The 26,241-nt window shown below is 55.9% G+C and carries 20 protein-coding genes and 4 tRNA genes; 22 read left to right on the top strand and 2 right to left on the bottom strand.

All coding sequences use genetic code 11. The features are described from left to right. Positions 1 to 66 precede the first annotated feature (66 nt). The 9 genes from GP473_RS08065 (at position 67) to rplA (ending at position 5,090) form a co-directional block, all read left to right on the top strand. Positions 67 to 1,089, top strand: coding sequence for a polyprenyl synthetase family protein (locus GP473_RS08065; protein ID WP_185770370.1), 1,023 nt, complete (start codon positions 67 to 69; stop codon positions 1,087 to 1,089). 264 nt (positions 1,090 to 1,353) lie between these two features. Next, positions 1,354 to 1,435, top strand: a tRNA-Tyr gene (locus tag GP473_RS08060). A gap of 327 nt (positions 1,436 to 1,762) precedes the next feature. Next, positions 1,763 to 1,835, top strand: a tRNA-Thr gene (locus GP473_RS08055). A 74-nt stretch (positions 1,836 to 1,909) separates the two neighbouring features. After that, a tRNA-Met gene (locus GP473_RS08050) sits at positions 1,910 to 1,983 on the top strand. 184 nt (positions 1,984 to 2,167) lie between these two features. Continuing rightward, positions 2,168 to 2,240 (top strand) — tRNA-Trp (locus GP473_RS08045). Between the two features lie 72 nt (positions 2,241 to 2,312). Continuing rightward, on the top strand, positions 2,313 to 2,657 hold the full coding sequence (gene secE, locus GP473_RS08040) for a preprotein translocase subunit SecE (RefSeq protein ID WP_186276825.1): 345 nt from the start codon (positions 2,313 to 2,315) through the stop codon (positions 2,655 to 2,657). A 112-nt stretch (positions 2,658 to 2,769) separates the two neighbouring features. Continuing rightward, positions 2,770 to 3,615 carry a transcription termination/antitermination protein NusG gene (gene nusG, locus GP473_RS08035; RefSeq protein WP_185770368.1) on the top strand — a complete coding sequence of 282 codons (846 nt, stop codon included), beginning with the start codon at positions 2,770 to 2,772 and terminating at the stop codon, positions 3,613 to 3,615. Between the two features lie 216 nt (positions 3,616 to 3,831). Beyond that, on the top strand, positions 3,832 to 4,281 hold the full coding sequence (gene rplK / locus GP473_RS08030; RefSeq protein WP_185770367.1) for a 50S ribosomal protein L11: 450 nt from the start codon (positions 3,832 to 3,834) through the stop codon (positions 4,279 to 4,281). Between the two features lie 104 nt (positions 4,282 to 4,385). Beyond that, positions 4,386 to 5,090 (top strand): 50S ribosomal protein L1, encoded by a 705-nt coding sequence (gene rplA / locus GP473_RS08025; RefSeq protein WP_185770366.1) that lies wholly within the window; start codon positions 4,386 to 4,388, stop codon positions 5,088 to 5,090. A 210-nt stretch (positions 5,091 to 5,300) separates the two neighbouring features. On the opposite strand, the gene GP473_RS08020 is transcribed toward rplA, so the two are convergent. Then, positions 5,301 to 6,347, bottom strand: coding sequence for an esterase/lipase family protein (locus tag GP473_RS08020; protein WP_185770365.1), 1,047 nt, complete (start codon positions 6,345 to 6,347; stop codon positions 5,301 to 5,303). Between the two features lie 479 nt (positions 6,348 to 6,826). On the opposite strand from GP473_RS08020, the gene rplJ reads away from it, so the two are divergent. From rplJ to tuf, 12 genes are all read left to right on the top strand, one after another. Continuing rightward, entirely contained in the window at positions 6,827 to 7,339 is a 513-nt protein-coding gene (rplJ, locus tag GP473_RS08015; RefSeq protein ID WP_185770364.1) for a 50S ribosomal protein L10, read from the top strand. A 127-nt stretch (positions 7,340 to 7,466) separates the two neighbouring features. Beyond that, on the top strand, positions 7,467 to 7,853 hold the full coding sequence (rplL, locus tag GP473_RS08010) for a 50S ribosomal protein L7/L12 (RefSeq protein WP_185770363.1): 387 nt from the start codon (positions 7,467 to 7,469) through the stop codon (positions 7,851 to 7,853). Positions 7,854 to 7,956: 103 nt separating this feature from the next. Next, positions 7,957 to 8,991, top strand: coding sequence for a cell envelope lipid trafficking protein PgfA (gene pgfA / locus GP473_RS08005; protein WP_186276824.1), 1,035 nt, complete (start codon positions 7,957 to 7,959; stop codon positions 8,989 to 8,991). A gap of 415 nt (positions 8,992 to 9,406) precedes the next feature. Continuing rightward, positions 9,407 to 12,919 carry a DNA-directed RNA polymerase subunit beta gene (rpoB, locus tag GP473_RS08000; RefSeq protein WP_185770769.1) on the top strand — a complete coding sequence of 1,171 codons (3,513 nt, stop codon included), beginning with the start codon at positions 9,407 to 9,409 and terminating at the stop codon, positions 12,917 to 12,919. 77 nt (positions 12,920 to 12,996) lie between these two features. After that, positions 12,997 to 16,965, top strand: coding sequence for a DNA-directed RNA polymerase subunit beta' (locus tag GP473_RS07995; RefSeq protein ID WP_186276823.1), 3,969 nt, complete (start codon positions 12,997 to 12,999; stop codon positions 16,963 to 16,965). A 278-nt stretch (positions 16,966 to 17,243) separates the two neighbouring features. Continuing rightward, positions 17,244 to 18,143, top strand: coding sequence for a phytoene/squalene synthase family protein (locus GP473_RS07990; protein WP_246394759.1), 900 nt, complete (start codon positions 17,244 to 17,246; stop codon positions 18,141 to 18,143). A 32-nt stretch (positions 18,144 to 18,175) separates the two neighbouring features. Next, on the top strand, positions 18,176 to 18,760 hold the full coding sequence (gene idi, locus GP473_RS07985) for an isopentenyl-diphosphate Delta-isomerase (RefSeq protein WP_246394758.1): 585 nt from the start codon (positions 18,176 to 18,178) through the stop codon (positions 18,758 to 18,760). Between the two features lie 265 nt (positions 18,761 to 19,025). Continuing rightward, positions 19,026 to 19,682: a hypothetical protein gene (locus GP473_RS07980; RefSeq protein WP_222104951.1), complete on the top strand. Its 657-nt coding sequence runs from the start codon at positions 19,026 to 19,028 to the stop codon at positions 19,680 to 19,682. A gap of 325 nt (positions 19,683 to 20,007) precedes the next feature. Then, entirely contained in the window at positions 20,008 to 20,379 is a 372-nt protein-coding gene (gene rpsL, locus GP473_RS07975) for a 30S ribosomal protein S12 (RefSeq protein ID WP_185770359.1), read from the top strand. Between the two features lie 3 nt (positions 20,380 to 20,382). Beyond that, positions 20,383 to 20,853 carry a 30S ribosomal protein S7 gene (gene rpsG / locus GP473_RS07970; protein ID WP_185770358.1) on the top strand — a complete coding sequence of 157 codons (471 nt, stop codon included), beginning with the start codon at positions 20,383 to 20,385 and terminating at the stop codon, positions 20,851 to 20,853. Between the two features lie 247 nt (positions 20,854 to 21,100). Then, on the top strand, positions 21,101 to 23,218 hold the full coding sequence (gene fusA / locus GP473_RS07965) for an elongation factor G (protein WP_185770357.1): 2,118 nt from the start codon (positions 21,101 to 21,103) through the stop codon (positions 23,216 to 23,218). Positions 23,219 to 23,608: 390 nt separating this feature from the next. Next, positions 23,609 to 24,799 carry an elongation factor Tu gene (tuf, locus tag GP473_RS07960; protein ID WP_185770356.1) on the top strand — a complete coding sequence of 397 codons (1,191 nt, stop codon included), beginning with the start codon at positions 23,609 to 23,611 and terminating at the stop codon, positions 24,797 to 24,799. A gap of 108 nt (positions 24,800 to 24,907) precedes the next feature. Here the strand turns inward: tuf and GP473_RS07955 are convergent, their stop codons facing one another. Beyond that, a complete protein-coding gene (locus GP473_RS07955; protein WP_186276821.1) occupies positions 24,908 to 25,297 on the bottom strand; it encodes a hypothetical protein in 390 nt (129 codons plus the stop codon). 614 nt (positions 25,298 to 25,911) lie between these two features. Between GP473_RS07955 and rpsJ the strand changes: the two genes are divergently transcribed. Further along, on the top strand, positions 25,912 to 26,217 hold the full coding sequence (gene rpsJ, locus GP473_RS07950; RefSeq protein WP_099297985.1) for a 30S ribosomal protein S10: 306 nt from the start codon (positions 25,912 to 25,914) through the stop codon (positions 26,215 to 26,217). The last annotated feature ends 24 nt before the right edge of the window (positions 26,218 to 26,241 follow it).

The raw sequence follows: 26,241 nt of genomic DNA, 5'->3' as shown, positions 1-26,241 counted from the left end.
TCGGAGCAAACGGGTCATACGAGAACGAATGGAAACAGACGAGTTTTGATGAGGCTGACCACGGACATGGCAAGCACGCATAGTGCCGAGGCGCAGACCACTCCAGTGGCGCCAGATTTGGGAAATTCTCAACTCAACCAGGCTTTGACTGAGGGGCTGCAACGAGCGGAAAGCAAGCTGCTGAATGAGCTTGCACAGGGTGAGTCCTTTCTTACTGACAAGATCAGCCACCTTGCGAAAGCCGGTGGCAAGAGGTTCCGCGTGATGTTTGCCCTTTTGGCCGCACAGTACGGCACAAGGCCCACATCGGACGATGTAATCAGCGCGGCAGTGGTCGTGGAGCTCACTCACCTGGCGACCCTCTATCACGATGACGTGATGGATGAGGCTGATCGCCGCCGAGGAGCCGAGTCCGCCAATGCCCGGTGGAGCAATTCAGTGGCGATTCTCGCCGGTGACTACCTGTTTTCCGTCGCATCTAAGCTCATGGCTTCCCTCGGGTCAGAAACAGTGGCGCACTTTGCAGAAGCGTTTCAAGAGTTAGTTACTGGCCAGATGCGCGAGACAGTCGGTGCGTCCGAAGGCGAAGACCCTATCGAGCACTACATGACGGTGATCCAAGAGAAGACGGGTGTTCTCATCGCATCCGCTGGCTTCCTGGGCTCCTTGCATGGAGGAGCTCCACGTGAACACGTGGAGGCACTGCAGCTATTCGGGCGCAACATGGGTCAGGTTTTCCAGATCGTGGATGACATTATCGATGTGTGGTCCGATCCGGAAGAATCGGGTAAGACTCCGGGTACGGATCTTCGCGAAGGCGTGTTCACTCTGCCGATGCTCTATGCGATGCGTCAGGATGATGCGATCGGGGCACGTCTGCGTGAGATTCTGGTGGGGCCGGTGACCGAGGATGCGTTGGTGGACGAAGCGTTGGATCTGATCCGTCGTTCGCACGGCCGTGAGAAGTCTCTCGAAGATGTGGAATACTATCGTCAGCGCGCAGAGGCCGAATTGGCGAAACTTCCGCAGAATGACGTCACCGATGCGTTGCGTCAGCTTATGAAGTTCTCCTTGGAACGCTTGGGATAAACGCTTGGGATAACGGTGCTTGTGGGGCTTATATGGGGGAGTATCTGCATGTCTCGGTGAGGATGTGTTTGCTCGTTGGAACGAGGTTCCGCCTTTGTGTGACGGCTCGTGCGCTCCCTTGTGCTGGAACTAGGCCGTGTCTGACGTGATCGGGTGGGGTGATTCCCGAGTTGCTGCTACGACAATGTGCATGATGACCAGCCGATTTGTAATTGGGCATAGGTAACGTAGTAGAGTTACGGGCGCACCGCGCAATTGGTGTACGCCAGATTGCCCGAGCGGCCAAAGGGAGCGGATTGTAAATCCGTCGGCTCTGCCTACGTTGGTTCGAATCCATCATCTGGCACATGTGAAAGCGATAAGCCCTGGAGAGTTTCTCCAGGGCTTATCGCTTTCCTGCGTCACCGCCTTCCATTGCTCGAGGTACTGCAAAATGCTTTGGGTACGTCGAATGTGGGATGTCGTACGTCCGATGGCTGGCTCATGAGCGATACCCCCTGCGTCAAGAGATACCCCCTGCGTCGAGGAATATTCACTGGGTCATGGTGAGGTTGGGGGTAGGAAAAACATCTGCCACCTGGCGATTTGTGTTCCTATGCGATTGGTGGTTAAGCTACTGCAGGCTTCAGCAAAACGGCTTATCGTCGGCGATAGTCGTGGAACTGAGAGCGGTGCCCCCTTAGCTCAGTCGGCAGAGCGTTTCCATGGTAAGGAAAAGGTCGACGGTTCGATTCCGTCAGGGGGCTCAGTCATTTTCTCGGCCGTCACGTGATGTGAGAACCGCAGACCACTGGCGGGTCGGTGGAGATGGCAGAACTGTGGCGGTGTAGCTCAGCTGGTTAGAGCGCACGACTCATAATCGTGAGGTCGGGGGATCGAGTCCCCCCACCGCTACTAACAACCACCCGGTTGCTTCACACCCAGGAAGCGCCGGGTGTTTTCATGTGCCGACAGGGATTTCCTACGTCACCGGGAAGTTTTTCCGGTGACGGTTCGCTACGGAGCACGCTCATTTGTGCAACCACTTCGACTACTGTAGGCTTTCCCGTTGTTGCCCTCACAACCGTGAGATGCACAAAGGGGCGTGGCTCAATTGGCAGAGCAGCGGTCTCCAAAACCGCAGGTTGCAGGTTCAAGTCCTGTCGCCCCTGCAAACGCTCTTTGCGATAACATCACTACACGTACAGCAAACGGCGTGTCCACACCTTGTTAGGAGTTTTGACGTGAGCGAAGAGAGCACGAAAACCCCAGTGGCCGGTGGTTCCGGTACCGGCGGAGCTCCTCGCCCAGCGGGTAAGCGTCAGGTCGCCGGTACGGCATCGGCCTCGCGTGCAGCTAGTAAACGCAAGGCTCCTGAGGTGGTAAAAACCCGTAGCAATCCATTTGCTGCCATCGTGGACTTCATCCGTGGTGTTATCCGTGAAATTGGCAAAGTGATCTGGCCTACGGGTAAAGAAATGGTCACCTACACCTTTGTGGTCTTGGGCTTCCTCATTCTTATGACCGTCCTGGTTGCTGGTGTGGACTGGGGTGCTAGGGAATTAGTGAAGCTGATGTTCAACGTCTAGTGAAAAGTGGGGGCCCGAGAAGCGATCTGCTACACTGGCCAACAGAAAATTAACCGCCTTCGCCACCACGGCCAAGGCGGATTTTTAATTAACTTGGAGGAATACAGATCTCATGAGCGATCAGACTGAGAATACGGGCAACGAGCCACAGGAGATCAGCGCAGAGTCTCTGGCTGCCGACGCACAAGAGGACGTTCAAGCGGCGGCTGCAGAAGCTCACGCTGAAGCAGCTGAGGCGGCGGAGTCCGCCGAGGGCACTGGGGAAGAACAAAGCCCTGAAGATGCGGCAATGGCGGCTTACAAAGCGCGCCTGCGCAAGTTCATGCGGGAACTGAAGAAGCTCGACGGTGAGTGGTACATCGTCCAGTGCTACTCCGGTTATGAGAACAAGGTGAAGACCAACCTTGAAATGCGTTCTCAGACCCTCGGCGTGGATGAGCAGATCCATGAGGTCGTTGTCCCTATAGAGGAAGTTGTGGAGCTGCGCGATGGTAAGCGCAAGAATGTCAAGCGTAAGCTGTTGCCCGGCTACGTACTCGTCCGTATGAACCTGGAAGATGCTGCGTGGTCGGTTGTCCGCGACACCCCGGGTGTGACTTCCTTCGTGGGTAACGAAGGGAAACCAACTCCTGTAAAGATCCGTGAGGTTGCAAAGTTCCTGCTGCCTCCAGAGGCTGCCACTCCAGCAGCCGAAGGCGCCGAGGGAGAGGCGCCTGCAGGTGCCGTTGACGTGTCTTCCACGGGTGTGGCTACTCCTCCAAAGCCGGCATCCGAGTCTGTAGTTGTGGATTACGAGGTTGGCGAATCTGTCACCATTCTGTCCGGCCCATTCGCCTCAGTATCCGCCACCATTTCAGAGATCGACACCACCTCTAACCGTCTCAAGGCTATGGTGTCCATCTTTGGCCGTGAGACCCCGGTCGAATTGGAATTTGATCAGGTGGAGAAGCTCAACTAGAGTTGTCCTGTCCTGCGAATTTCACAGGATCGTTTTTTATGCGTGTTGTCCGTTGTTCTCGAGGGGACGGCGGAAAGTAGCATTGTTTAAGAACGAGTAAGAACATTGACATCTTTTCCGGTGGCCGGTGAAATTCCGGCATCCGGTAAGGACCGCACACAGTGCGCATATATGCCATGGCGCAGTGAGGTCCGATAACTGAAAGTAGGTTGTACCATGGCAAAGCCAAAGAAGAAGGTCGCTGGCCTTATTAAGTTGCAGATCCAAGCTGGTCAGGCTACCCCGGCTCCTCCGGTTGGCCCGGCGTTGGGTGCTCACGGCGTGAACATTGTTGAGTTCACCAAGGCATACAACGCTGCTACCGAGTCGCAGCGCGGCAACATCGTTCCAGTTGAGATCACTGTGTACGAAGACCGCTCCTTCGACTTCAAACTGAAAACTCCTCCTGCAGCTAAGCTGCTTCTGAAGGCCGCTGGTCTGCAGAAGGGCTCTGGCGTTCCTCACACTGATAAGGTCGGATCTGTGACGTGGGAGCAGTGCAAGGAGATTGCTACCACCAAGAAGGAAGACCTCAGCGCTAACGACGTGGAAAACGGTGCTCGCATCATCGCAGGTACCGCTCGCTCCATGGGCATCGTTGTGAAGGACGAACCAGCGAAGGCTTAGTCTTCACTCTCTTTCCTTCATTCTTTTCTTCATTGTGGCAAGGCCTCTTGCTGGCCTGTTGTGACCACAACTTCCATCTCAAACTCCAAGATTGGTAGATCATTATGAGCAAGACCTCTAAGGCTTACCGCGCTGCTGCGGAGAAGATTGATAAGTCCCGTTCCTACAGCCCAATCGAGGCTGCGAAGCTGGTGAAAGAAACCTCTTCGAAGAACTACGACGCCACAGTTGACGTTGCCATTCGGTTGGGCGTCGACCCACGCAAGGCAGACCAGCTGGTTCGCGGAACCGTGTCCCTGCCAAACGGTACCGGTAAGACTGTTCGCGTCATTGTCTTCGCCGAAGGCCCTAATGCAACCGCAGCTGAAGAGGCCGGTGCTGATGCCGTGGGTACCGCTGAGCTGATTGAGAAGATTCAGGGTGGCTGGACTGATTTCGACGCAGCCATCGCCACCCCAGACCAGATGGCCAAGGTTGGTCGTGTAGCGCGCGTTCTGGGTCCACGCGGCCTGATGCCAAACCCTAAGACCGGCACAGTGACTACTGATGTAGCTAAGGCTGTCTCTGAGATCAAGGGCGGAAAGATTTCCTTCCGCGTAGATAAAGCATCCAACCTGCACGCCATCATCGGTAAAGCATCCTTCGATGAGAAGAAGCTGGCGGAGAACTACGGTGCTTTGATCGATGAGCTGCTGCGTCAGAAGCCTTCTTCTTCCAAGGGCAAGTACCTGAAGAAGGTAACGATGTCCTCCACGAACGGTCCTTCCGTTCAGGTTGATGAGACCGTACAGAAGAACTACGCAGAGTAATTCCTCCCCACCTACTGCTGTTCACGCGGCGGTTGTGGTGTGATTGGGCCCCGGACTTAGTCCGGGGCTTTTCCATGTCACGGGCGTTGGTTCAGCGCGCCAGTGGCGCGCTGATATGCGTAGGTGCTACATGAGGTAGGCGCGCGCTTCAACGGGTGATCGTTGTGTCTGTGGGCAGATCGTCTTTGCACGTGCCGGTGACGGAGAGGACTAGTGGCGTCGGAAGGGAAGCAGCCGCCAGCGTGGCAGACGAGCTTCTCCAAAGCCCGGCAGTACCCAACGAGATACCTCAGGATGAGTATCCCGGTAGTTGTCCTCGCCTGGGTGGAGAGCTTCGAGAATAAGATCCACGACACGCGGCGAATACAAGATTGCTAGGTGATCAGAAAAGTCCTTAACATTTCCGGTCTGTACCAGCAGATTCTTCACGGTAGCGCCGGGGCCGGGTTCCAAGCGCTGGGTGCGCCATGGGGTGACAATCTGGTCGAAGCGTGAGCAAATCATGGTGTACTCCACGCCAGCGACTGTGTCGCCCCCGCGGTTAAGATGCTTGACTGTTGCCGAACCCAGCCGCTGATCCATCGCCGCCTGGCCGAGAACCTTGATCGTGAGATTATCGGTGATTCCCTTTTTATCCAGTGCACTAGCGAGCGAGGAGATGCCGCTGAGTGTGGTTCCATGATTAGAGCCACCGATGCCGATAATACGCCGGACCTTATTTTTCCCCGGATCATCCGGATGAGCGCCGCCAGAGTCCGTCAGATACAGCCTCGCTTGAGCCACCCCCTGTGAATGCCCAATGATATCCACCTGATTGGCGCCGGTGCGCTCCAAAACCTCGTCGATGAACGCGGCAACTTCTTGTTGAGAATGGAGAAGTCCAGCGGTGCCGAACACGCCAGAGGGGCGCCCCGTGAGAGGCCGAGGATCACGCCCATAGTTCTTGGTAAATACAGCGTGACCTGCTCGTTCCAATGCGGGGGCGATGAAAGCAAACGTGTTATAGACATTGAGCCACGTGCCGTGAAGGAGAACCACAGGAACGCGACCGTTGAGAGGCTCATCCCATTTATTGACCCCCTGGGGAAGCCATTCAGGGTGACGGAGAGAGCGAAAGAAAGCTGGAAGGAATTGCGTGGCGTTGCGCGGAGTACTCTTGCGGGTTGCGTTCGTCGGTGAGCTGCTGGGTGGATCCGTCGGCGTGCCGTTGTGTGGATCTGTGGGTGTGCTGTTGTTGGGATTCGTGCAGGCGTCCATGCGTACGAGAGTAATAGCCCAGATGGGCGAATGTGGTTGTTATAGCGAACGTGCTTCTTTATCGACGCAGGTAAACCTCGTAAAAGAATCAGATAGAAAGACGGCAAGAATTTGGGAAATACACGGCAAGCGTGTACAGTACCTCGAGGAAGTTTGAATACGTTCAAAGTTTCACCTAAGACCGTCGGTCACCGCGGGTAGTCCCAGTGGAGTTGCTCATCTCTGATAAGTGATCCAGAAGACACCGCGGTTGAAGGTTCATCATCACGATGACGGCCCACGCAGGTAACACCGAGACGTTCTACTGATTCCCGCCGAGTAAACAACTTGGCGGTGTAATGAGTGTGCAGCGCCCTGTGCCCCTGCGGGTACGGGGCGCTTGTCGTTGTGGAGTGTTGCCTTCACGTCAAATGAAGACATGACTGTCGGTACACGTACAGCATGTACACCGCAAGACATTTGGAAGGAGGCGAGAGTATATGGCAAATCCGAAGAACATCGCTTCACTAGCGGAGCTTAAGGCACGTTTCGAGCAGGCTGATTCCACCGTACTGACCGAGTACCGTGGTCTGAGCGTCGCAGAAACCACCGTGCTTCGCCGTGCACTCGGTGCGGATGTCACCTACTCCGTCGCCAAGAACACCATGATCAAGCTGGCTGCAAAGGAAGCTGGCGTGGAGTTCGACGATGCTCTGCTGACTGGTCCTACCGCAATCGCTTTCATCAACGGCGAGGCTGTCGATGCAGCGAAGGCTATGAAGGACTTCGGCAAGGATCACAAGAACTTCGTGATCAAGGGTGGCTACATGGATGGCGAAGCGCTGTCTGCTGCTCAGGTCGAGGCACTCGCTGAGCTGGACAACCGTGAAACCACTCTGGCCAAGCTGGCCGGAGCCATGCAGGGTTCCTTGGCAAAGGCTGCTGGTCTCTTCAACGCTCCAGCTTCCCAGGTTGCGCGCCTGGCAGCTGCGCTGCAGGAGAAGAAGGACTAGTTTCTGCGGCTGGGCGAGGAGCGAAAGCCCGGCATACACAATCTTTAATACTTCACAAACTTTTGTCCGCGAGGCATAGAACACCACATAATGTCAGCGGGCAGACACTGAACGAAAGGATGCCATCATGGCTAAGTTCACCAACGACGAACTGATTGAGGCTTTCAAGGAGATGACCCTGATCGAGCTCTCTGAGTTCGTGAAGCTCTTCGAAGAGACCTTCGACGTTACCGCTGCTGCTCCAGTTGCTGCTGCCGCCGTTCCAGGCGCTGCTGGCGGCGAGGCTGCTGCTGAAGAGAAGGACGAGTTCGATGTTGTTCTCGAGGACGCAGGCGCTAAGAAGATCGGCGTGATCAAGGTTGTCCGCGAGATCGTTTCCGGCCTGGGTCTGAAGGAGGCTAAGGAGCTGGTTGAGGCTGCTCCTAAGGCTCTGCTCGAGGGCGTTTCCAAGGACGACGCTGAGGCTGCAAAGACCAAGCTGGAAGAGGCTGGCGCTAAGGTTTCCCTCAAGTAATCTGAGGCACTACCTGAAAAATTTCACAGCCCATACCATCCGTGTTATGCCGATGGTATGGGCTTTTTGCCATTTCTGAGATGTCACCACGTATTATTGCGTCATGCTAACCCGTTCACGGCTTATAGCCATTCTTGCGTTGCTTGTCGGCACCGCGCTTATCGCACTGGGGGCGTTGCTCCCCATTGTTGCTCCGGCCACGAAATTACTCCCACTCGACCTCAGATCCACCACCCTCACTCTTGATGATCCTGAGGCAGAGATCGGTCCTGGCTTCCTGAATGGGCCCGAAAAAGAACAACATCCGACGGTCATTGCTCCGGTGGTGCGGCAGTTCCACGTCACGCAGAGCGATCCTTCGGATGACAAGTCCATGAGCGTGCGCGTCGGTGCCTCTACCCACCGTGAGGATATTGAAGACGATTTGGACTCCCTGCTGTCCGCTGAAATTTTCAGCTATCGTGTGGACCGTCGTTCGGGTCAAGCGGTGGACGATAGTGGTCAGATTGCTGACTTCCCGGCAAGCCCTCCTCATGACACCCCTATGGAGGGCAACTGGATCAAGTTTCCAGAGAACTCAGAGCAGAGTTCATACGACTACTATGACTACACTCTGCGTCGGGCTTTTCCCGCTCAGTTTGATCGTGAGGAAACACGCCAAGATTCTCAGGGCAATCGCGTGACCGTTAATATTTACAAGCAGGTGATCCCTCCAACCAACGTTGCTGAGAAGTACGGCAACATTCGGAACCAAATGAACATTCCCAAGGAAATGGACATTCGGTTGCCGCCCAATACTGCTCCTATCGCTCAGCGTTTCCACAGTGCGGAACGGGAAATTGCAGTGGAGCCTAAGAGTGGATTGCTTGTGGGTATGACCGAACATACCCGCGATGAATATATGGTGCGTGACGAGGCGGGTCTGTTGGTACCGGTACAGCTTTTGCTGGACTTTAATGGAAAAACTACTCCCCAGGTGGAAAGTAGCATGCTGACTCAGGCTTCTGATTTCATTTCTGGTTTGCAGGCCAAATGGTGGAGCATTGGTTTCCTTGTAGCTGGTGGTATCGTGACCGTGATTGCGCTATATTTTGCGTTCCGACCGAGGAAGGCCTCACGCTCTCATCGCGGAGAGTGATAGTGCGCGTGAGATAGCGCGCGTTGAAGCAGTAGAGTCCGCATGATATAAAGTGCTGGCACGAGATGAAGCGTGGAGGGCTGTGGAGCCTCACGGTGATGCACCCCCGATGCGTGTCAATCGGGGTGGACAAGGGGTGTGGGGTGCTATAGGATAGTTCGTTGCGCTGGATTAACGTCCGCCCATGTCGCGACGAGCAGACAGTTCTGGTGAAAATATTCACCAACTCAGAGACTTTGGCAAAGCACGCTAGCAGGAAAACCTCAAAGAAAGCGTGATTTGACAAGGTCCATTAGCTGTTTCTTCGTGCGGGATGTGCAGGCAATAAATCCACATAAACGACCATCACAAGACCGTACGCTCAAACTATTGCGTGTTTTGCTACACACTCCACAACGTAGCGAATCCGCATGAGGTGCTGGAAGGACCCATCTTGGCAGTCTCCCGCCAGACAAGTTCAGTGGCCGGAATTCCCGGAGCTTCTCAGCGATACTCTTTCGCGAAGATCGACGCTCCGATCGAGGTTCCCGGCCTTCTTGACCTCCAACGCGAGTCCTTCGCTTGGCTCATTGGCACGCCTGAGTGGCGTGCCCGGGCACAGGCTGAGGCAGGGGAGGGAGTCCGCGTCACCAGTGGACTCGAAGACATTCTTGAAGAGCTGTCCCCCATTGAGGACTACTCCGAAAATATGTCCTTAACTCTCTCCGAGCCACGCTTCGACGAGGTGAAATCCACCATTGACGAGGCAAAGGACAAAGACATTAACTATGCGGCGCCGCTGTATGTGACCGCAGAATTCACCAACGCAATGTCTGGTGAAATTAAATCCCAAACCGTCTTCATTGGTGATTTCCCAATGATGACGGACAAGGGCACCTTTATTATCAACGGCACCGAGCGTGTCGTTGTTTCCCAGCTGGTTCGCTCTCCGGGCGTGTACTTCGATGCTTCCATCGATGCCTCTACCGAGCGCACCCTGCACTCCGTGAAGATTATTCCTTCCCGTGGCGCATGGCTGGAATTCGACGTGGACAAGCGTGACACCGTTGGTGTCCGCATTGATCGTAAGCGCCGTCAGCCGGTGACTGTGCTGTTGAAGGCTCTGGGCTTGTCCACTCAAGAGATCACCGATCGCTTTGGTTTCTCTGAGATTATGATGTCCACGCTAGAAAAAGACGGCGTGGCTAACACCGATGAGGCTTTGCTGGAGATCTACCGCAAGCAGCGCCCAGGAGAATCCCCAACCCGCGATTCCGCGCAGGCTTTGCTGGAGAATTCCTTCTTCAAGGCAAAGCGTTATGACCTCGCGAAGGTGGGACGTTACAAGGTCAATCGCAAGCTGGGGCTCGGCGGTGACAACGAGGGCACGATGACCCTCACGGAAGAGGACATCCTCACCACCATCGAGTACTTGGTTCGCCTACACGCTGGCGAGAAGACCATGACCTCCCCAGAAGGCGTTGAGGTCACCATTGGTACCGATGACATCGATCACTTCGGTAACCGCCGTCTGCGCACCGTCGGTGAGTTGATCCAGAACCAGGTTCGGGTGGGCCTATCCCGTATGGAGCGCGTTGTGCGTGAGCGTATGACGACGCAGGATGCGGAGTCCATCACTCCTACCTCTCTGATCAACGTTCGCCCGGTGTCTGCCGCTATCCGTGAGTTCTTCGGAACCTCGCAGTTGTCACAGTTCCTAGACCAGAACAACTCACTGTCCGGCTTGACCCACAAGCGCCGTCTGTCTGCGTTGGGTCCGGGCGGCTTGACCCGTGACCGTGCGGGACTGGAAGTTCGAGATGTTCACCCATCTCACTACGGCCGTATGTGTCCAATCGAGACCCCAGAGGGTCCCAACATTGGTCTGATTGGTTCTCTGTCCTCCTTCGCGCGCGTCAACCCGTTTGGCTTCATTGAGACGCCATACCGTCGCGTAGTCGATGGTCAAATTACTGACGAAGTGTCTTATTTCACCGCGGACGAAGAGGATCGCCATGTCATCGCGCAGGCGAACACCCCGTTCGATGAGGACAAGCGCTTCACTGAAGAGCGTATCGAGGTGCGTTTACGCGGTGGCGACGTGGAGGTCGTCCCCGCGAGCGAAGTGGACTACATGGATGTCTCGCCACGACAGATGGTTTCCGTGGCGACAGCCATGATTCCATTCTTGGAGCACGACGACGCAAACCGTGCACTGATGGGTGCGAACATGCAGCGCCAGGCTGTTCCACTCTTGCGTTCCGAGGCACCATATGTTGGTACCGGTATGGAGCTGCGTGCGGCATACGATGCTGGCGACATGATCATCGCACCTAAGTCCGGTGTGGTGGAGTACGTCTCCGCTGACTACATCACCATCATGGACGATGAGGGTGTGCGCGATACCTTCATGCTGCGCAAGTTTGAGCGCACCAACCAGGGCACCTGCTACAACCAGAAACCACTGGTTGACGAGGGTGATCGGGTGGAAGCAGGACAGGTCATCGCTGACGGTCCAGGTACCGACAATGGTGAAATGGCGCTGGGTAAGAACCTCCTCGTCGCTTTCATGCCTTGGGAAGGTCACAACTATGAGGACGCCATCATCCTGAACCAGCGCATGGTTGAGGAAGATATCTTGACCTCTATCCACATCGAAGAGCATGAGATCGACGCCCGCGATACCAAGCTAGGACCTGAGGAAATTACCCGCGATATTCCTAACGTCGGTGAGGATGTCCTCGCCGATCTAGATGAACGCGGAATTGTTCGCATTGGCGCTGACGTGCGCGATGGTGACATCCTCGTGGGTAAGGTCACTCCCAAGGGTGAGACCGAGTTGACCCCAGAAGAGCGCCTCCTTCGTGCGATCTTCGGTGAGAAGGCTCGCGAGGTCCGTGACACCTCCATGAAGGTGCCTCATGGCGAGACCGGTAAGGTCATCGGCGTTCGCGTGTTCTCCCGTGAGGATGACGACGATTTGGCACCGGGTGTCAACGAGATGGTGCGCGTCTACGTTGCCCAGAAGCGCAAGATCCAGGACGGCGATAAGCTCGCTGGCCGTCACGGTAACAAGGGTGTCGTGGGCAAGATTCTTCCACAGGAAGATATGCCATTCCTGCCGGATGGCACCCCAGTGGACATCATCTTGAACACCCACGGTGTGCCACGCCGTATGAACATTGGTCAGGTGCTGGAAGTCCACCTTGGATGGCTAGCCAAGGCCGGTTGGACTGTGGACACCAACTCTGATGACCCGAAGATCAAGGCCATGATGGAAACGCTGCCAGAGCACCTCTACGAGGTTCCAGCGGATTCCCTGACCGCAACCCCGGTCTTCGACGGCGCCTCCAACGCCGAACTCTCTGGTCTGCTGCGTTCTTCTAACCCGAACCGCGACGGCATTCGCCTTGTCGACGACTTCGGTAAGGCACAGCTGATGGATGGTCGTTCCGGCGAACCATTCCCGTACCCAGTGTCTGTGGGCTACATGTACATGCTGAAGCTGCACCACCTGGTTGACGAGAAAATCCACGCACGTTCCACTGGTCCTTACTCCATGATTACCCAGCAGCCTCTGGGTGGTAAGGCACAGTTTGGTGGCCAGCGCTTCGGAGAGATGGAAGTGTGGGCAATGCAGGCATACGGCGCTGCCTACACCCTGCAGGAGCTTCTGACTATCAAGTCCGATGACGTGGTCGGCCGCGTGAAGGTTTATGAAGCAATCGTGAAGGGCGAGAACATCCCAGATCCGGGTATTCCTGAGTCCTTTAAGGTGTTGCTCAAGGAGCTGCAGTCCTTGTGCCTCAATGTTGAAGTGCTGGCTGCAGACGGCACACCAATGGAGTTGTCTTCCGACGACGATGACGAGCTGGAAAATGCAAACGCAGCCCTCGGCATCAACTTGTCGCGTGATGAGCGTCCCGACGCTGACATGGACGTCAGCTAATACGCTCCCTTAACTCAACTCACTGACCTTCGTTCACCACCAAGGCCCTCCGAACGAGGAGGGGAAAGGAAGTTCACGTGCTGGACGTCAACTTCTTCGACGAGCTTCGCATTGGTCTCGCTAACGCCGACGACATCCGTCGTTGGTCCCGCGGTGAGGTTAAGAAGCCCGAAACGATCAACTACCGTACCCTCAAGCCAGAGAAGGACGGACTGTTCTGCGAGCGCATTTTTGGCCCAACCCGCGACTGGGAGTGTGCTTGTGGCAAGTACAAGCGTGTCCGTTACAAGGGCATCATTTGTGAGCGCTGTGGCGTCGAGGTAACCAAGTCCAAGGTTCGCCGCGAGCGCATGGGCCACATCGAGCTGGCTGCACCGGTTACCCATATTTGGTATTTCAAGGGTGTCCCATCGCGCTTGGGTTACCTGCTCGATCTGGCTCCAAAAGATCTGGAAAAGATCATCTACTTTGCAGCCAACATCATCACTTCCGTGGATGAGGAAGGTCGCCACAACGACCAGACCACCCTGGAAGCTGAAATGATGCTGGAAAAGAAGGAAGTCGAAGCAGACCGAGACGCTGAACTGGCCGAGCGTTCCAAGAAGTTGGAAGAAGACCTGGCAGAGCTCGAGGCTGCCGGGGCTAAAGCCGACGCAAAGCGCAAGATGCAGACAGCGGCGGAACGCGAGATGCGCCACATCCGTGAGCGCGCCGAGCGCGAGATCGACCGCCTCGACGAGATCTGGAACACCTTCGTCAAGTTGGCTCCTAAGCAGATGATTGTCGATGAGAATATCTACAACGAGCTCGTCGACCGCTACGAGGATTACTTCACCGGCGGCATGGGTGCTGAAGCTATCCAGACCCTAATCCGCAACTTCGATCTCGAAGCCGAGGCTGAGAGCCTGCGCGAGATTATCCGCGAAGGTAAGGGGCAGAAGAAGCTCCGCGCCCTCAAGCGCCTCAAGGTCGTGGCTGCATTTCTGCGCTCCGGTAATGACCCAGCAGCCATGGTTCTGGACTGCATCCCGGTCATCCCACCAGAGCTGCGCCCGATGGTGCAGCTGGACGGTGGCCGTTTCGCAACCTCTGATCTCAATGATCTCTACCGGCGTGTGATTAACCGCAATAACCGTCTCAAGCGCATGCTCGACCTCGGTGCGCCGGAGATCATCGTGAACAATGAGAAGCGCATGCTTCAGGAATCCGTCGACGCACTATTCGACAACGGCCGCCGTGGCCGTCCAGTCACCGGTCCTGGTAACCGCCCACTGAAATCCCTGTCGGATCTTCTGAAGGGTAAGCAAGGACGTTTCCGTCAGAACCTGCTGGGTAAGCGCGTAGACTACTCTGGCCGTTCCGTGATTATTGTGGGACCGCAGCTGAAGCTGCACCAGTGTGGTCTGCCAAAGCTGATGGCTCTGGAGCTGTTTAAGCCATTCGTCATGAAGCGACTGGTAGAAAAGAGCTACGCCCAGAACATCAAGTCCGCCAAGCGCATGGTTGAGCGCCAGCGCCCAGAAGTGTGGGACGTGCTGGAAGAAGCCATCGCCGAGCACCCAGTGATGCTGAACCGTGCACCAACCCTGCACCGTTTGGGTATCCAGGCATTCGAGCCAATCCTTGTTGAGGGTAAAGCAATCCAGCTGCACCCACTAGCCTGTGAGGCGTTCAACGCCGACTTCGACGGTGACCAGATGGCAGTTCACCTGCCGCTGTCCGCCGAGGCGCAGGCAGAAGCTCGCATCTTGATGCTTGCGTCGAACAACATCTTGTCCCCAGCCTCCGGCAAACCACTAGCTATGCCGCGTCTGGACATGGTGACCGGTTTGTACTACCTGACCTTGAAGAAGGGCAAGGATGAGTTTGGCGGTCAGGGTGCCTACCAACCAGCGGATGAGAATGGGCCAGAAAAGGGCGTGTACTCCTCCCTTGCTGAGGCCATCATGGCTTATGACCGCGGCACCCTGGGATTGCAGGCGCCAATCAAGGTTCGCATCAACCACCTGCGTCCAGACGCTAAGGTCGAGGCCGAGCAATTCCCTGACGGGTGGCAGCGCGGCCAGACATGGTTGGCGGACACCACCCTGGGACGCGTTCTGTTCAACGAGCTGTTGCCATGGAATTACCCGTATGTTGAGGGTGCCATGGCGAAGAAGCCGCAGGCGGTTGTCATTAACGACCTGGCTGCCAAGTACCCAATGATCACCGTGGCCCAGACCGTAGACAAGCTCAAGGATGCTGGGTTCTATTGGGCAACCCGTTCCGGTGTGACCATCACGATGCACGACGTGCTGGTTCTTCCGAACAAGCAAGAAATTCTGGATGGTTATGAGGCCAAGGCTCGAGTCATCGAGAAGAAGATGGCACGAGGCAAGATCAACGAGGCAGAGCGTTACCAATCCCTGGTTGACCTGTGGAAGGAAGCCACCGACTTCGTTGGTGAATCCGTAGAGGCTCTCTACCCAGACGACAACCCAATTCCGATGATCGTGAAGTCCGGTGCGGCCGGTAACATGCGTCAGATTTGGACCCTGGCTGGCATGAAGGGCATGGTGACCAACTCACGCGGTGAGTACATCATCCGCCCCGTGAAGACATCCTTCCGCGAAGGTCTGTCCGTTCTGGAGTACTTCAACAACTCTCACGGCTCCCGTAAGGGTCTGGCCGATACCGCGCTGCGTACGGCGGACTCCGGCTACCTGACTCGTCGTTTGGTCGACGTGGCTCAGGACGTCATTATTCGCGAAGAAGATTGTGGCACCTCTCAGGGCGTGAACTTGCCTGTTGCCGTACCTGTTCTGGACGGCGAAGGCAATAAGACCGGCGAGTACACCCGCGCCGATTTCATCGAGACCTCTGTTGTAGGCCGTTACTTGGCTGACGACGCCACCGGTGCAAACGGCGACGTCATCCTCTCCAAGGGAGATGTCATCGGCGAACAGGACATCACTGCCCTCGTGAACGCAGGCGTCGAGGAAGTTAAGGTTCGTTCCGTTCTGACTTGTGCAACCGCAACTGGCCTTTGCTCCGTGTGCTATGGCAAGTCGATGGCGACCGGCAAGAAGGTTGAGATCGGCGAAGCTGTAGGCATTGTTGCTGCACAGTCCATTGGTGAGCCGGGTACTCAGCTCACAATGCGTACCTTCCACCTCGGTGGTGTGGGTGGCGATATTACTGGTGGTCTACCGCGTGTTCAGGAGCTTTTCGAAGCTCGTGTTCCAAAGGCAAAGTCCCCAATCGCCTCGGTCGACGGCAAGATCAAGATCGAGGACGACGACGCCTTCTACACAGTCACCATCGTTCCGGATGACGGTTCTGATGAAGTGGTGTATGAGAAGCTCTCCAAGCGCCAGGGTCTAGCTACCTTGGGCACCGGTGGTGTGGACCGTCAGCTACGCGACGGCGATTACGTGAAGATGGGTCAGCAGCTCCTCAAGGGCTCTGCGGATCCACATGAGGTGCTGCGTGTCCTCGGACGCCGTGGCGTACAGCAGCACCTGATCAATGAGGTTCAGAAGGTTTACCGTGACCAGGGCGTGGCCATTCACGATAAGCACATTGAGATCATCGTGCGCCAGATGCTGCGTCGTGTAACGGTTATCGACTCCGGTTCCACCGAGTTCCTTCCGGGATCTCTTGTAGAGCACGCAGACGCCGTGGCCGCTTCTAAGGAAGCAGTCAAGTCGGGTGGACGCCCAGTCGAGGTTCGCGCTGAGATCATGGGTATTACCAAGGCTTCCTTGGCAACCGAATCCTGGCTGTCCGCAGCGTCCTTCCAGGAGACCACACGCGTCTTGACCGATGCTGCGATCAACAAGCGCTCCGACAAGCTGATCGGCCTGAAGGAAAACGTGATCATCGGCAAGCTCATCCCAGCTGGTACCGGTATTGCGCGTTACCGCAACATCTCTGTAGAGCCGACGGAAGAGGCACGCGCAGCAGCCTACTCCATCCCGTCCATTTACGGTGACGGCTTTTACGGTGATGACGGCTATGGCGAATTCACCGGTGCAGCCGTTCCTCTGGATGATATGGATCTCTAAGCTCGTCGTCCGCCATGTAGTGGATGCTGTGGAGATACTCTCTTAGAGTGAGATAACGCCCGAGAAACATATGAGTTTCTCGGGCGTTTTTGGTTAGTGGCGCTAGTATTCAAGCGTGTCAACGGCGGTTAGTGCGCGATGGTGTTTAATCAGACCTAGGTGTGGGCTGGCAATGCTCATGCCAGGAAATACTATGGTTATGCCGGCACCGCTCCGGATGGAAACCTAGCTACGGAAAGCCTGATCCGGAAGGCTGTAGCCCCGACAGTGGAGCAGAAATGACGAAGGTGGATGAAAACGAGCAACAGGTGCTCTCTCGCTTTGATCGCATGGCACAGAGATCTGCCCATCAAGTCATCAACACTTACTCCTCAAGCTTCGGGTTGGCGACAGCTCTGCTTTCTCCAGCAATAAAGTCTGACATTCGTAATCTATATGCGATGGTGCGCATTGCCGATGAGATCGTCGATGGTTCGGCTCGTCAGGCAGGAGTAAGGGATGAGGACATCGCGACATTGTTGGATAACTATGAGCGCGCTGTCATCGCCGCCCCGGCGTCGCGTTTTCATGTTGATCCCGTGTTACACGCCTACGCAGGTACGGCACGCCGCTGTGGGATCCGTACTGACGATGTCAGAGCCTTCTTTCGTTCCATGCGTACAGATTTGTCGCACAATGAGCACAGCGATAACAGTCTGGATGACTACATTTATGGCTCGGCTGAGGTCATTGGTGTAATGTGCGTGGACATTTTCTTGGCGGGGCGCCAAGTCACCCCTGATCTGCGGGAGCAAATGGATATAGGGGCACGTAGCCTAGGCGCTGCCTTTCAGAAGATTAATTTTCTCCGTGACTACGCGGAGGATACACAGGAACTAGGGAGGGTGTATTTTCCGGCGTGTGCTGTTGAGGGGCTCACTGACGGCACTAAGAAGCAGATTGTGGCGGATATCCGAGACGATCTCACCCGTGCTCGTACTGCCATTCCTCTTCTACCTCTGGGAGCACGGATGGGGGTCTTGGCGGCCACTAAGCTTTTTGAAAACCTTACGGATAAGGTGGATTCTCGGTCGGCAGCCGCGCTGCATAGGAGACGAATCCGGATCAGTGCTCCGCATAAGATGTGGATTACGGCACAGGCGATTGGTGAAGCGTTGTGGATGTCCTTATTCGGATAGTTTCTGCGTCCAGATAGGCTGTCTGCAGGCGGATGCTGAGCGAGGAGACGGTGATGATAGGCGAAACTACTGCGTCGACTAACGAGCGAGATGAACTGGTGATCCTCGTTGACGATGCGGGCAACCACATTGGGCAAGCACTGAAGTCGGAGGTGCATTCGCGGCATACGCCGCTCCATTTGGCGTTTTCTAGTTATATTCTCAATGAACGTCGTGAGCTATTGGTGACTCGTCGGGCGTTGGAGAAAAGCGCGTGGCCGGGGGTATGGACAAATTCTGTGTGTGGCCATCCGGCGCCGGGGGAGACTACGGCGGATGCTGTGGTGCGGCGTGCCCAACAGGAACTGGGGATGCGGGTGGAGGTGTTAACTGAGGCACTGCCAGATTTTCGTTATCGAGCTGTGGACGTGACCGGGGTCGTGGAGTGGGAAATATGTCCGGTTTTTATTGCACGGGCTGTGAGTGATCCGCGGCCGAACAGTGATGAGGTCTGTGATTACCGTTGGGTGGCTTTGTCTGACCTTTTTTCTTCCATCGACGCCACTCCTTTCGCCTTTAGCCCGTGGATGGTGGAACAGTTATCTGATCCGCGCTTAAGAAGCGCGTTGCGAGGGTGAGGCGATCCGCCGAGCGGCAGCGAACCTTCGCTGATTTGGAATATGGTTGTCTCCTGAGGTGAAAACCATGGTGCCTACAGCATCACGTTGAGCTTTAGTGGAAAATTGCGTCCCAGGAGCATTGGATTAATCTGAGTTTATGACGAATGGACGACAGTAGTATCCCGGCTCGTGGTACCCACAAGGGTCTCAGCAGCCAGCAAGTGGGCAGGCACCGTTTCCAGGGCAGAGGGGAAATCAGCAGCAGGGTCATGGGGTCAAGGTAGTGGCTATCGTGGCCGCTATCCTTGCGGTGATCGCGCTAGGGTATCTGGTCATCTACCTGATTTCAGGAGGTAACGGGAATAACTCTGATGGGCACGGTGCATCGACCGCTGCGGTGGACTCCACGGAGCATAGCGCCACACAGCAGCGTGATGCTCGCGAAGGCGTCGGCTCGAAGGAGGCTGCACCGCAGCCGACTGTGGGCGGTAAAGGGTCCCGGGGTTCAGATTCTTCGGTAGCGATCAGCGGCAATGGTGCCGGTAGCCAGGGCGATGTTTCGAGGGTCTACAGGGTGGGCGAACGCATTACGGCGACAGGTACTATTCGTCTGCTCGGAGCATGGGATTTAGCTCGTTTGCAAGGATATGAGCAAACGCCTAGCGGAGAGAGAAATGACGAGATATACGCGGTCTTTATTCCAGATTACAGCATGAAAGTCCAGGCCAAGAGTTCTGGAGGAAATGGCGTGAGTACCAGGGAGGCGAAACTCTTTGGGCTTGGGCAACCGCATGGAATAGATAGCATTCCGCCTACGAGTGCGTTTAGCCAATACGACGGGCAGAAAGTCACCGTGACATTGACTCCGCAGGAGTACTGGCCTTCTGATCCTCGCCTCCCGGTCGGCGAGTTGTATGGTGAAAATGTGTCTGTGAATTAGGTGGGGGTGCCGCTGGAGAGGTGTGACCCGTTGGGGATCGTTGGGGGAGAATCATTGAGCCTCAGATTTGGTGCTGGCGCGGCTGCGAGGTAGTATGCGCGGTAGTCCCCCGTCTTGTGCGGTGGGAGCTCGCTTGCTCCGGCAGTCAGACTGCTGTGACTGAGCAGAGTTAAACATCCGGAAGGGCCCCGAAAGAGCCCCTATTTTTGCGTGTTTAGCTCGATTTCGCCCCACGTGCATGTGGACAAAGACAGTAGATACCGCTGAAGTTACTGCTCAGTACCTCAGTGGCGATCGAAGTGAAAGACAAGAGGAAAGTCGGTTTATGCCAACTATTCAGCAGTTGGTCCGTAAGGGCCGCCATGACAAGACCGCTAAGGTTGCCACTGCTGCGCTGAAGGGTTCTCCTCAGCGCCGCGGCGTGTGCACCCGTGTGTACACCACCACTCCTAAGAAGCCTAACTCTGCGCTGCGTAAGGTCGCTCGTGTTCGCCTAACTTCCGGCATTGAGGTTTCTGCTTACATTCCAGGTGAGGGTCACAACCTCCAGGAGCACTCCATGGTGCTTGTGCGTGGCGGTCGTGTGAAGGACCTCCCAGGTGTCCGTTACAAGATTATCCGTGGCTCCCTCGATACCCAGGGTGTCAAGGACCGTAAGCAGGCTCGTTCCCGCTACGGCGCGAAGAAGGAGAAGTAAAGAATGCCTCGTAAGGGTCCAGCACCTTCCCGCCCATTGCCTAAAGACCCAGTTTACGGCGACGTTATCGTTTCTCAGCTCGTAAACAAGGTTCTTCTCGACGGCAAGAAGTCCACCGCCGAGCGCATCGTCTACGGCGCACTCGAGCTGTGCCGTGAGAAGACCGGAACCGATCCAGTTCTCACCCTGAAGAAGGCACTTGACAACGTGAAGCCAGCCCTCGAGGTTCGCTCTCGCCGCGTCGGTGGTGCTACGTACCAGGTTCCAGTTGAGGTTCGCCCAGGACGTTCCACCACTCTGGCACTGCGTTGGCTCGTGACTTTCACCCGTCAGCGTCGTGAGAACACCATGACCGAGCGTCTGGCTAACGAAATTTTGGATGCTTCCAACGGTCTTGGTGCGTCCGTTAAGCGTCGTGAAGATACTCACAAGATGGCTGAGGCTAACCGCGCCTTTGCGCACTACCGCTGGTAGTCATACTTTGAAGCCCCTGTCGCTGCGAGCGATCGGGGCTTTCAGCCCGGTGGAGAGATGATCGTCTTTACCGGCTCAAGCGGAGGCCAGAAGAGTTGCGTCGAAGAACTTGGCACAACCTGGCACAATAGATCGAGTACAGATAAAGCCCGCGGCTCGCGAGGCCTTAAGAATGCCTACGGCGTACACGACGCTTCAGGCACTAAGGACCGGGTCGCTCTCAACAAGATAAGAGCGGGGTTTCCCAGTGGCACTTGAAGCGTTGACTGACCTGAAGAGGGTCCGCAACATCGGCATCATGGCGCACATCGATGCCGGTAAGACCACCACCACCGAGCGCATCCTTTTCTACACCGGCATTAACCGTAAAGTCGGTGAGACTCACGATGGTGCGTCCACGATGGACTGGATGGAACAGGAGAAAGAGCGTGGTATCACCATTACCTCCGCTGCTACCACCTGTTTCTGGAAAGAGAACCAGATCAACATCATCGACACGCCGGGTCACGTTGACTTCACCGTAGAGGTCGAGCGTTCCCTCCGTGTTCTGGATGGTGCCGTCGCCGTGTTCGACGCCAAGGAGGGCGTGGAGCCACAGTCCGAGCAGGTATGGCGCCAGGCAACTAAGTACGACGTTCCACGTGTGTGCTTCGTGAACAAGATGGATAAGCTCGGTGCAGACTTCTACTACACCGTAGACACCATCGTTGATCGCCTGGGTGCTAAGCCTTTGGTAATGCAGCTGCCAATCGGCGCTGAAGACGACTTTGACGGAATCGTCGACTTGCTGACCATGAAGGCTCTCACTTGGCGTGGCGTCACCGAAATCGGTACCGAGGCAACCGAGGAAGAGATCCCAGCCGATCTGCAGGAAAAGGCCGAGGAGTACCGCGAGAAGCTCATCGAGATTGTCGCTGAGTCCGATGAAGAGCTGATGGAGCGCTACTTCGCTGGCGAGGAGATCACCGTTGATGAGCTGAAGGCTCAGATCCGTAAGCTGACCATCAACTCTGAGGTCTACCCGGTTTACTGCGGTTCCGCCTACAAGAACAAGGGCATCCAGCCGATGCTGGACGCGGTAGTGGACTTCCTGCCTAACCCAATGGACGTGGGTTCCATCATCGGTCACGATGTGAAGGATCCTGCCAAGGAAGTAAAGCGTAAGCCGTCGAAGGACGAGCCGTTCTCCGCACTGGCCTTCAAGATTGCCGTTCACCCATTCTTCGGCAAGCTGACCTATGTCCGCGTGTACTCCGGTTCCGTCGAGTCCGGTGGACAGGTTATGAACGCGACGAAGGGCAAGAAGGAGCGCGTCGGCAAGCTCTTCCAAATGCACTCCAACAAGGAACAGCCGGTCGATAAGGCCTCCGCTGGTCACATCTACGCGTTCATCGGTTTGAAGGAGACCACCACCGGTGACACACTGTGTGATATGAACGATCAGGTGATCCTCGAGTCCATGGACTTCCCAGATCCAGTGATCGAGGTCGCTATCGAGCCTAAGACCAAGTCTGACCAGGAGAAGCTGGGTACAGCTATCCAGAAGCTCGCCGAAGAAGACCCAACCTTCACCGTGAAGTTGGACGAAGAGACCGGTCAGACCGTGATCGGCGGCATGGGCGAACTTCACCTCGACGTTCTGGTTGACCGCATGAAGCGCGAGTTCAAGGTTGAAGCTAACGTGGGTGCACCACAGGTGGCATACCGTGAGACCATCCGCAAGCCAGTGGAGCGTCTGGAATACACCCACAAGAAGCAGACCGGTGGTTCTGGTCAGTTCGCCCGCGTGATCGTTGCGATCGAGCCTTATGAGCCGGAAGAAGGTTCCGAGGAGAACTACGTATTCGTCAACGAGGTCACCGGCGGCCGTGTTCCGAAGGAATACATTCCATCCGTGGACGCTGGTATCCAGGACGCCATGCAGTACGGTTACCTCGCCGGATTCCCGCTGGTGAACATCAAGGCAACCCTCCTGGATGGTGCTTACCACGAGGTTGACTCCTCCGAAATGGCCTTCAAGCTCGCTGGTGCGCAGGCGCTGAAGGAGGCAGTGGCAAAGGCTAAGCCAGTGCTGCTGGAGCCTATGATGGCTGTTGAGGTCATTACTCCAGAGGAGTACATGGGTGACGTGATCGGCGATATCAACTCCCGCCGCGGTCAGGTGTCCTCCATGGACGACCGTGCCGGTGCCAAGGTTGTGAAAGCCAAGGTTCCGCTGTCCATGATGTTCGGATACATCGGTGATCTACGTTCTCGTACCGCAGGCCGAGCAAACTTCACGATGATCTTCGATTCCTACGCAGAAGTTCCAACCAACGTGGCACAGGAGATCATTGACGAGCGCACAGGCGGATCCTCCAACTAAGCGCCCGTTCATAGCCCTTTTTCCACGGAGGAGAGGAAAGCGAGTGACCACCGTTTTCCTTCTTCTCCGCGGGGCAGGGGTCAGCACAGCATATACGTACTGATAGGCTGGCATTTTCCCGAATGTGGGAGGTGCAAGTTTTTGTCAGTGGGGGTTTTCCCGTAGTATGTGCGGTGCTGGCCGTTGCCCAGTCATGCGTTCTAATGCGGTCTATTTTCTGCAGGGCGTAAGCTCGTAGAAAGAGGCGGCATGCATAGACTGTCATCGGCAAGATAAGGCCGACTACTTCACGACCTACACCATCCGGTGTTAGGCGGAGTAGGTCGGAAGATAAAGAAAAGTATGTGGCTGCGAAAGTCGTAGCCACCGAGAAGTCCAGGAGGACACAAAGTGGCGAAGGCTAAGTTCGAGCGTACTAAGCCGCACGTTAACATCGGCACCATCGGTCACGTCGACCACGGCAAGACCACCACTACCGCTGCCATCACCAAGGTCCTGGCTGACACCTACCCAGATGTCAACAAGTCCTTCGCTTTCGATGCCATCGATAAGGCACCGGAAGAGCGTGAGCGCGGTATTACCATCAACATCTCCCACGTGGAGTACGAGACCGAGAAGCGCCACTACGCACACGTGGACGCTCCAGGTCACGCTGACTACATCAAGAACATGATCACCGGTGCTGCCCAGATGGACGGCGCTATCCTGGTTGTCGCTGCTACCGACGGTCCAATGCCTCAGACCCGTGAGCACGTTCTGTTGGCTCGCCAGGTTGGTGTTCCTTACATCCTCGTTGCTCTGAACAAGTGCGACATGGTTGATGACGAGGAGCTCCTCGAGCTCGTCGAGATGGAAGTTCGTGAGCTGCTGGCTGAGCAGGAGTACGACGAGGAAGCTCCAGTCGTTCACATCTCTGCTCTGAAGGCTCTCGAGGGCGACGCAGAATGGACCGAGAAGATCGTTGAGCTGATGAACGCTTGCGATGAGTCCATCCCAGACCCAGTACGTGAGACCGACCGTCCATTCCTGATGCCAGTTGAGGACATCTTCACCATCACCGGCCGCGGTACCGTTGTTACCGGCCGTGTTGAGCGTGGCGTTCTGAACCTGAACGATGAGGTTGAGATCCTGGGTATTCGCGAGAAGTCCCAGAAGACCACCGTTACCTCCATCGAGATGTTCAACAAGCTGCTGGATACCGCTGAGGCCGGCGACAACGCTGCTCTGCTGCTGCGTGGTCTGAAGCGCGAAGACGTAGAGCGCGGCCAGATCGTTGCTAAGCCAGGCGCATACACCCCTCACACCGAGTTCGAGGGCTCTGTCTACGTTCTGTCCAAGGACGAGGGTGGCCGCCACACCCCATTCTTCGACAACTACCGTCCACAGTTCTACTTCCGTACCACCGACGTTACCGGTGTTGTGAAGCTTCCTGAGGGCACCGACATGGTTATGCCAGGCGACAACGTTGACATGAGCGTTACCCTGATCCAGCCAGTGGCTATGGACGAGGGACTGCGCTTCGCTATCCGCGAGGGTGGCCGCACCGTTGGCGCTGGTCGCGTTACCAAGATCACCAAGTAATCGCCTAATAGCGGTTGTGCCTGACGCTCATAGAGCGCAGGGAACAGGGATCGATCCACATAGCGTGGTTCGGTTCCTTTTGCTATGCGGACGTTTTGCGTGGGGCGGTTACTCGCGCTGTGTGCGCTTCCGAACTTCGTCCTGTATCTTTCGGCGAGCAGACCCGGCGAACCGGCCGGCCTGTTCGGCAATTTTGCCCGCTAAATCAGAAGCACGGCCGGAGTTCCTCCGTTGAAAAAAATGTTCGGTAGATTTTTGCAGTTTCCCTACATATATTTCAGCGCGGTCATATGCCTGTTCTGCGATGTGTCCAGGAATGAATGAAGGCATCGACTGTTCAAATTGGCTACGGAGAGACCTGCGCCGAGACCATTGTTCATCGAGCTCTTTCAATGCGCGAATCAACTGTTCGTCGGAACCTCCGCGATCGGGGTGGTTCTCCCTGATGATCTGACGACGGCGAGCAACATACTCCGGATCGGATCGAAAATCATTCACCCAATCCACCCTAGCGCAAGCGTCGGAGTGAGGATTTTGCACTTGAGAAAGAACTGTGGTTTACTGTCCAACGTTGCTTTAACACAGTGCATGAGGATTGCACGGTTTGGGTAAGCCCACAAGGAACTGCCCAACGGAAAGTCCAAGAAGGCATTGCTGGTGAAGTGAGCATGATCCATCGTCAGTAGAGACCGTCAATCATTACAAGATTGAGGGAAGCTTTGCTGTGCGGTAACTGCGGTCATCCAGGGCGACACGCCCGACTGCGGGTGCCGGAGTGGGACATGGTAAATGAACAGCGGCAGTAAGCGAAGGCTTGCGGACATCCACGCCACCATACAGTGGGGATGCTCGTTCCCTTCCGAGCGTGAAACTGATTAACACCGCCCTCATACAGAGGAAGTTGTCTATGGGTTTCACATGTCTTGGCTAGAAGTTACGTGCGCATTCATTTGCGGTGAAACCACCACACGGCACGTAAGAAAGTAAAGACATACAGCGAAAACTGGCGACTGGACCAGGCCCCACGGCCGGACAGCGTTAAGACAAGAAATAAGAGGCGTGACAGCCAGCAGGATATGGATCCGGCTGGATCGCTGAGGAAGAGGACAAGCGTGGCGGGACAGAAGATCCGCATCAGGCTCAAGGCCTATGATCACGAGGCCATCGACGCTTCTGCCAAGAAGATTGTCGAGCGAGTGACCAGCACTGGAGCTCGCGTTGTTGGCCCGGTGCCTTTGCCAACCGAAAAGAACGTGTACTGCGTCATCCGTTCGCCGCACAAGTACAAGGATTCGCGCGAGCACTTCGAGATGCGTACCCACAAGCGTCTGATCGACATTCTCGACCCAACTCCGAAGACCGTTGACGCTCTCATGCGCATCGATCTTCCGGCTAGCGTCGACGTCAACATTCAGTAAGCACTACGGGACACATCTAGTTCC

This window comes from Corynebacterium anserum, assembly GCF_014262665.1.
Lineage (GTDB): Bacteria > Actinomycetota > Actinomycetes > Mycobacteriales > Mycobacteriaceae > Corynebacterium > Corynebacterium anserum.
This window is presented reverse-complemented; position numbering and strand designations above follow the sequence as displayed.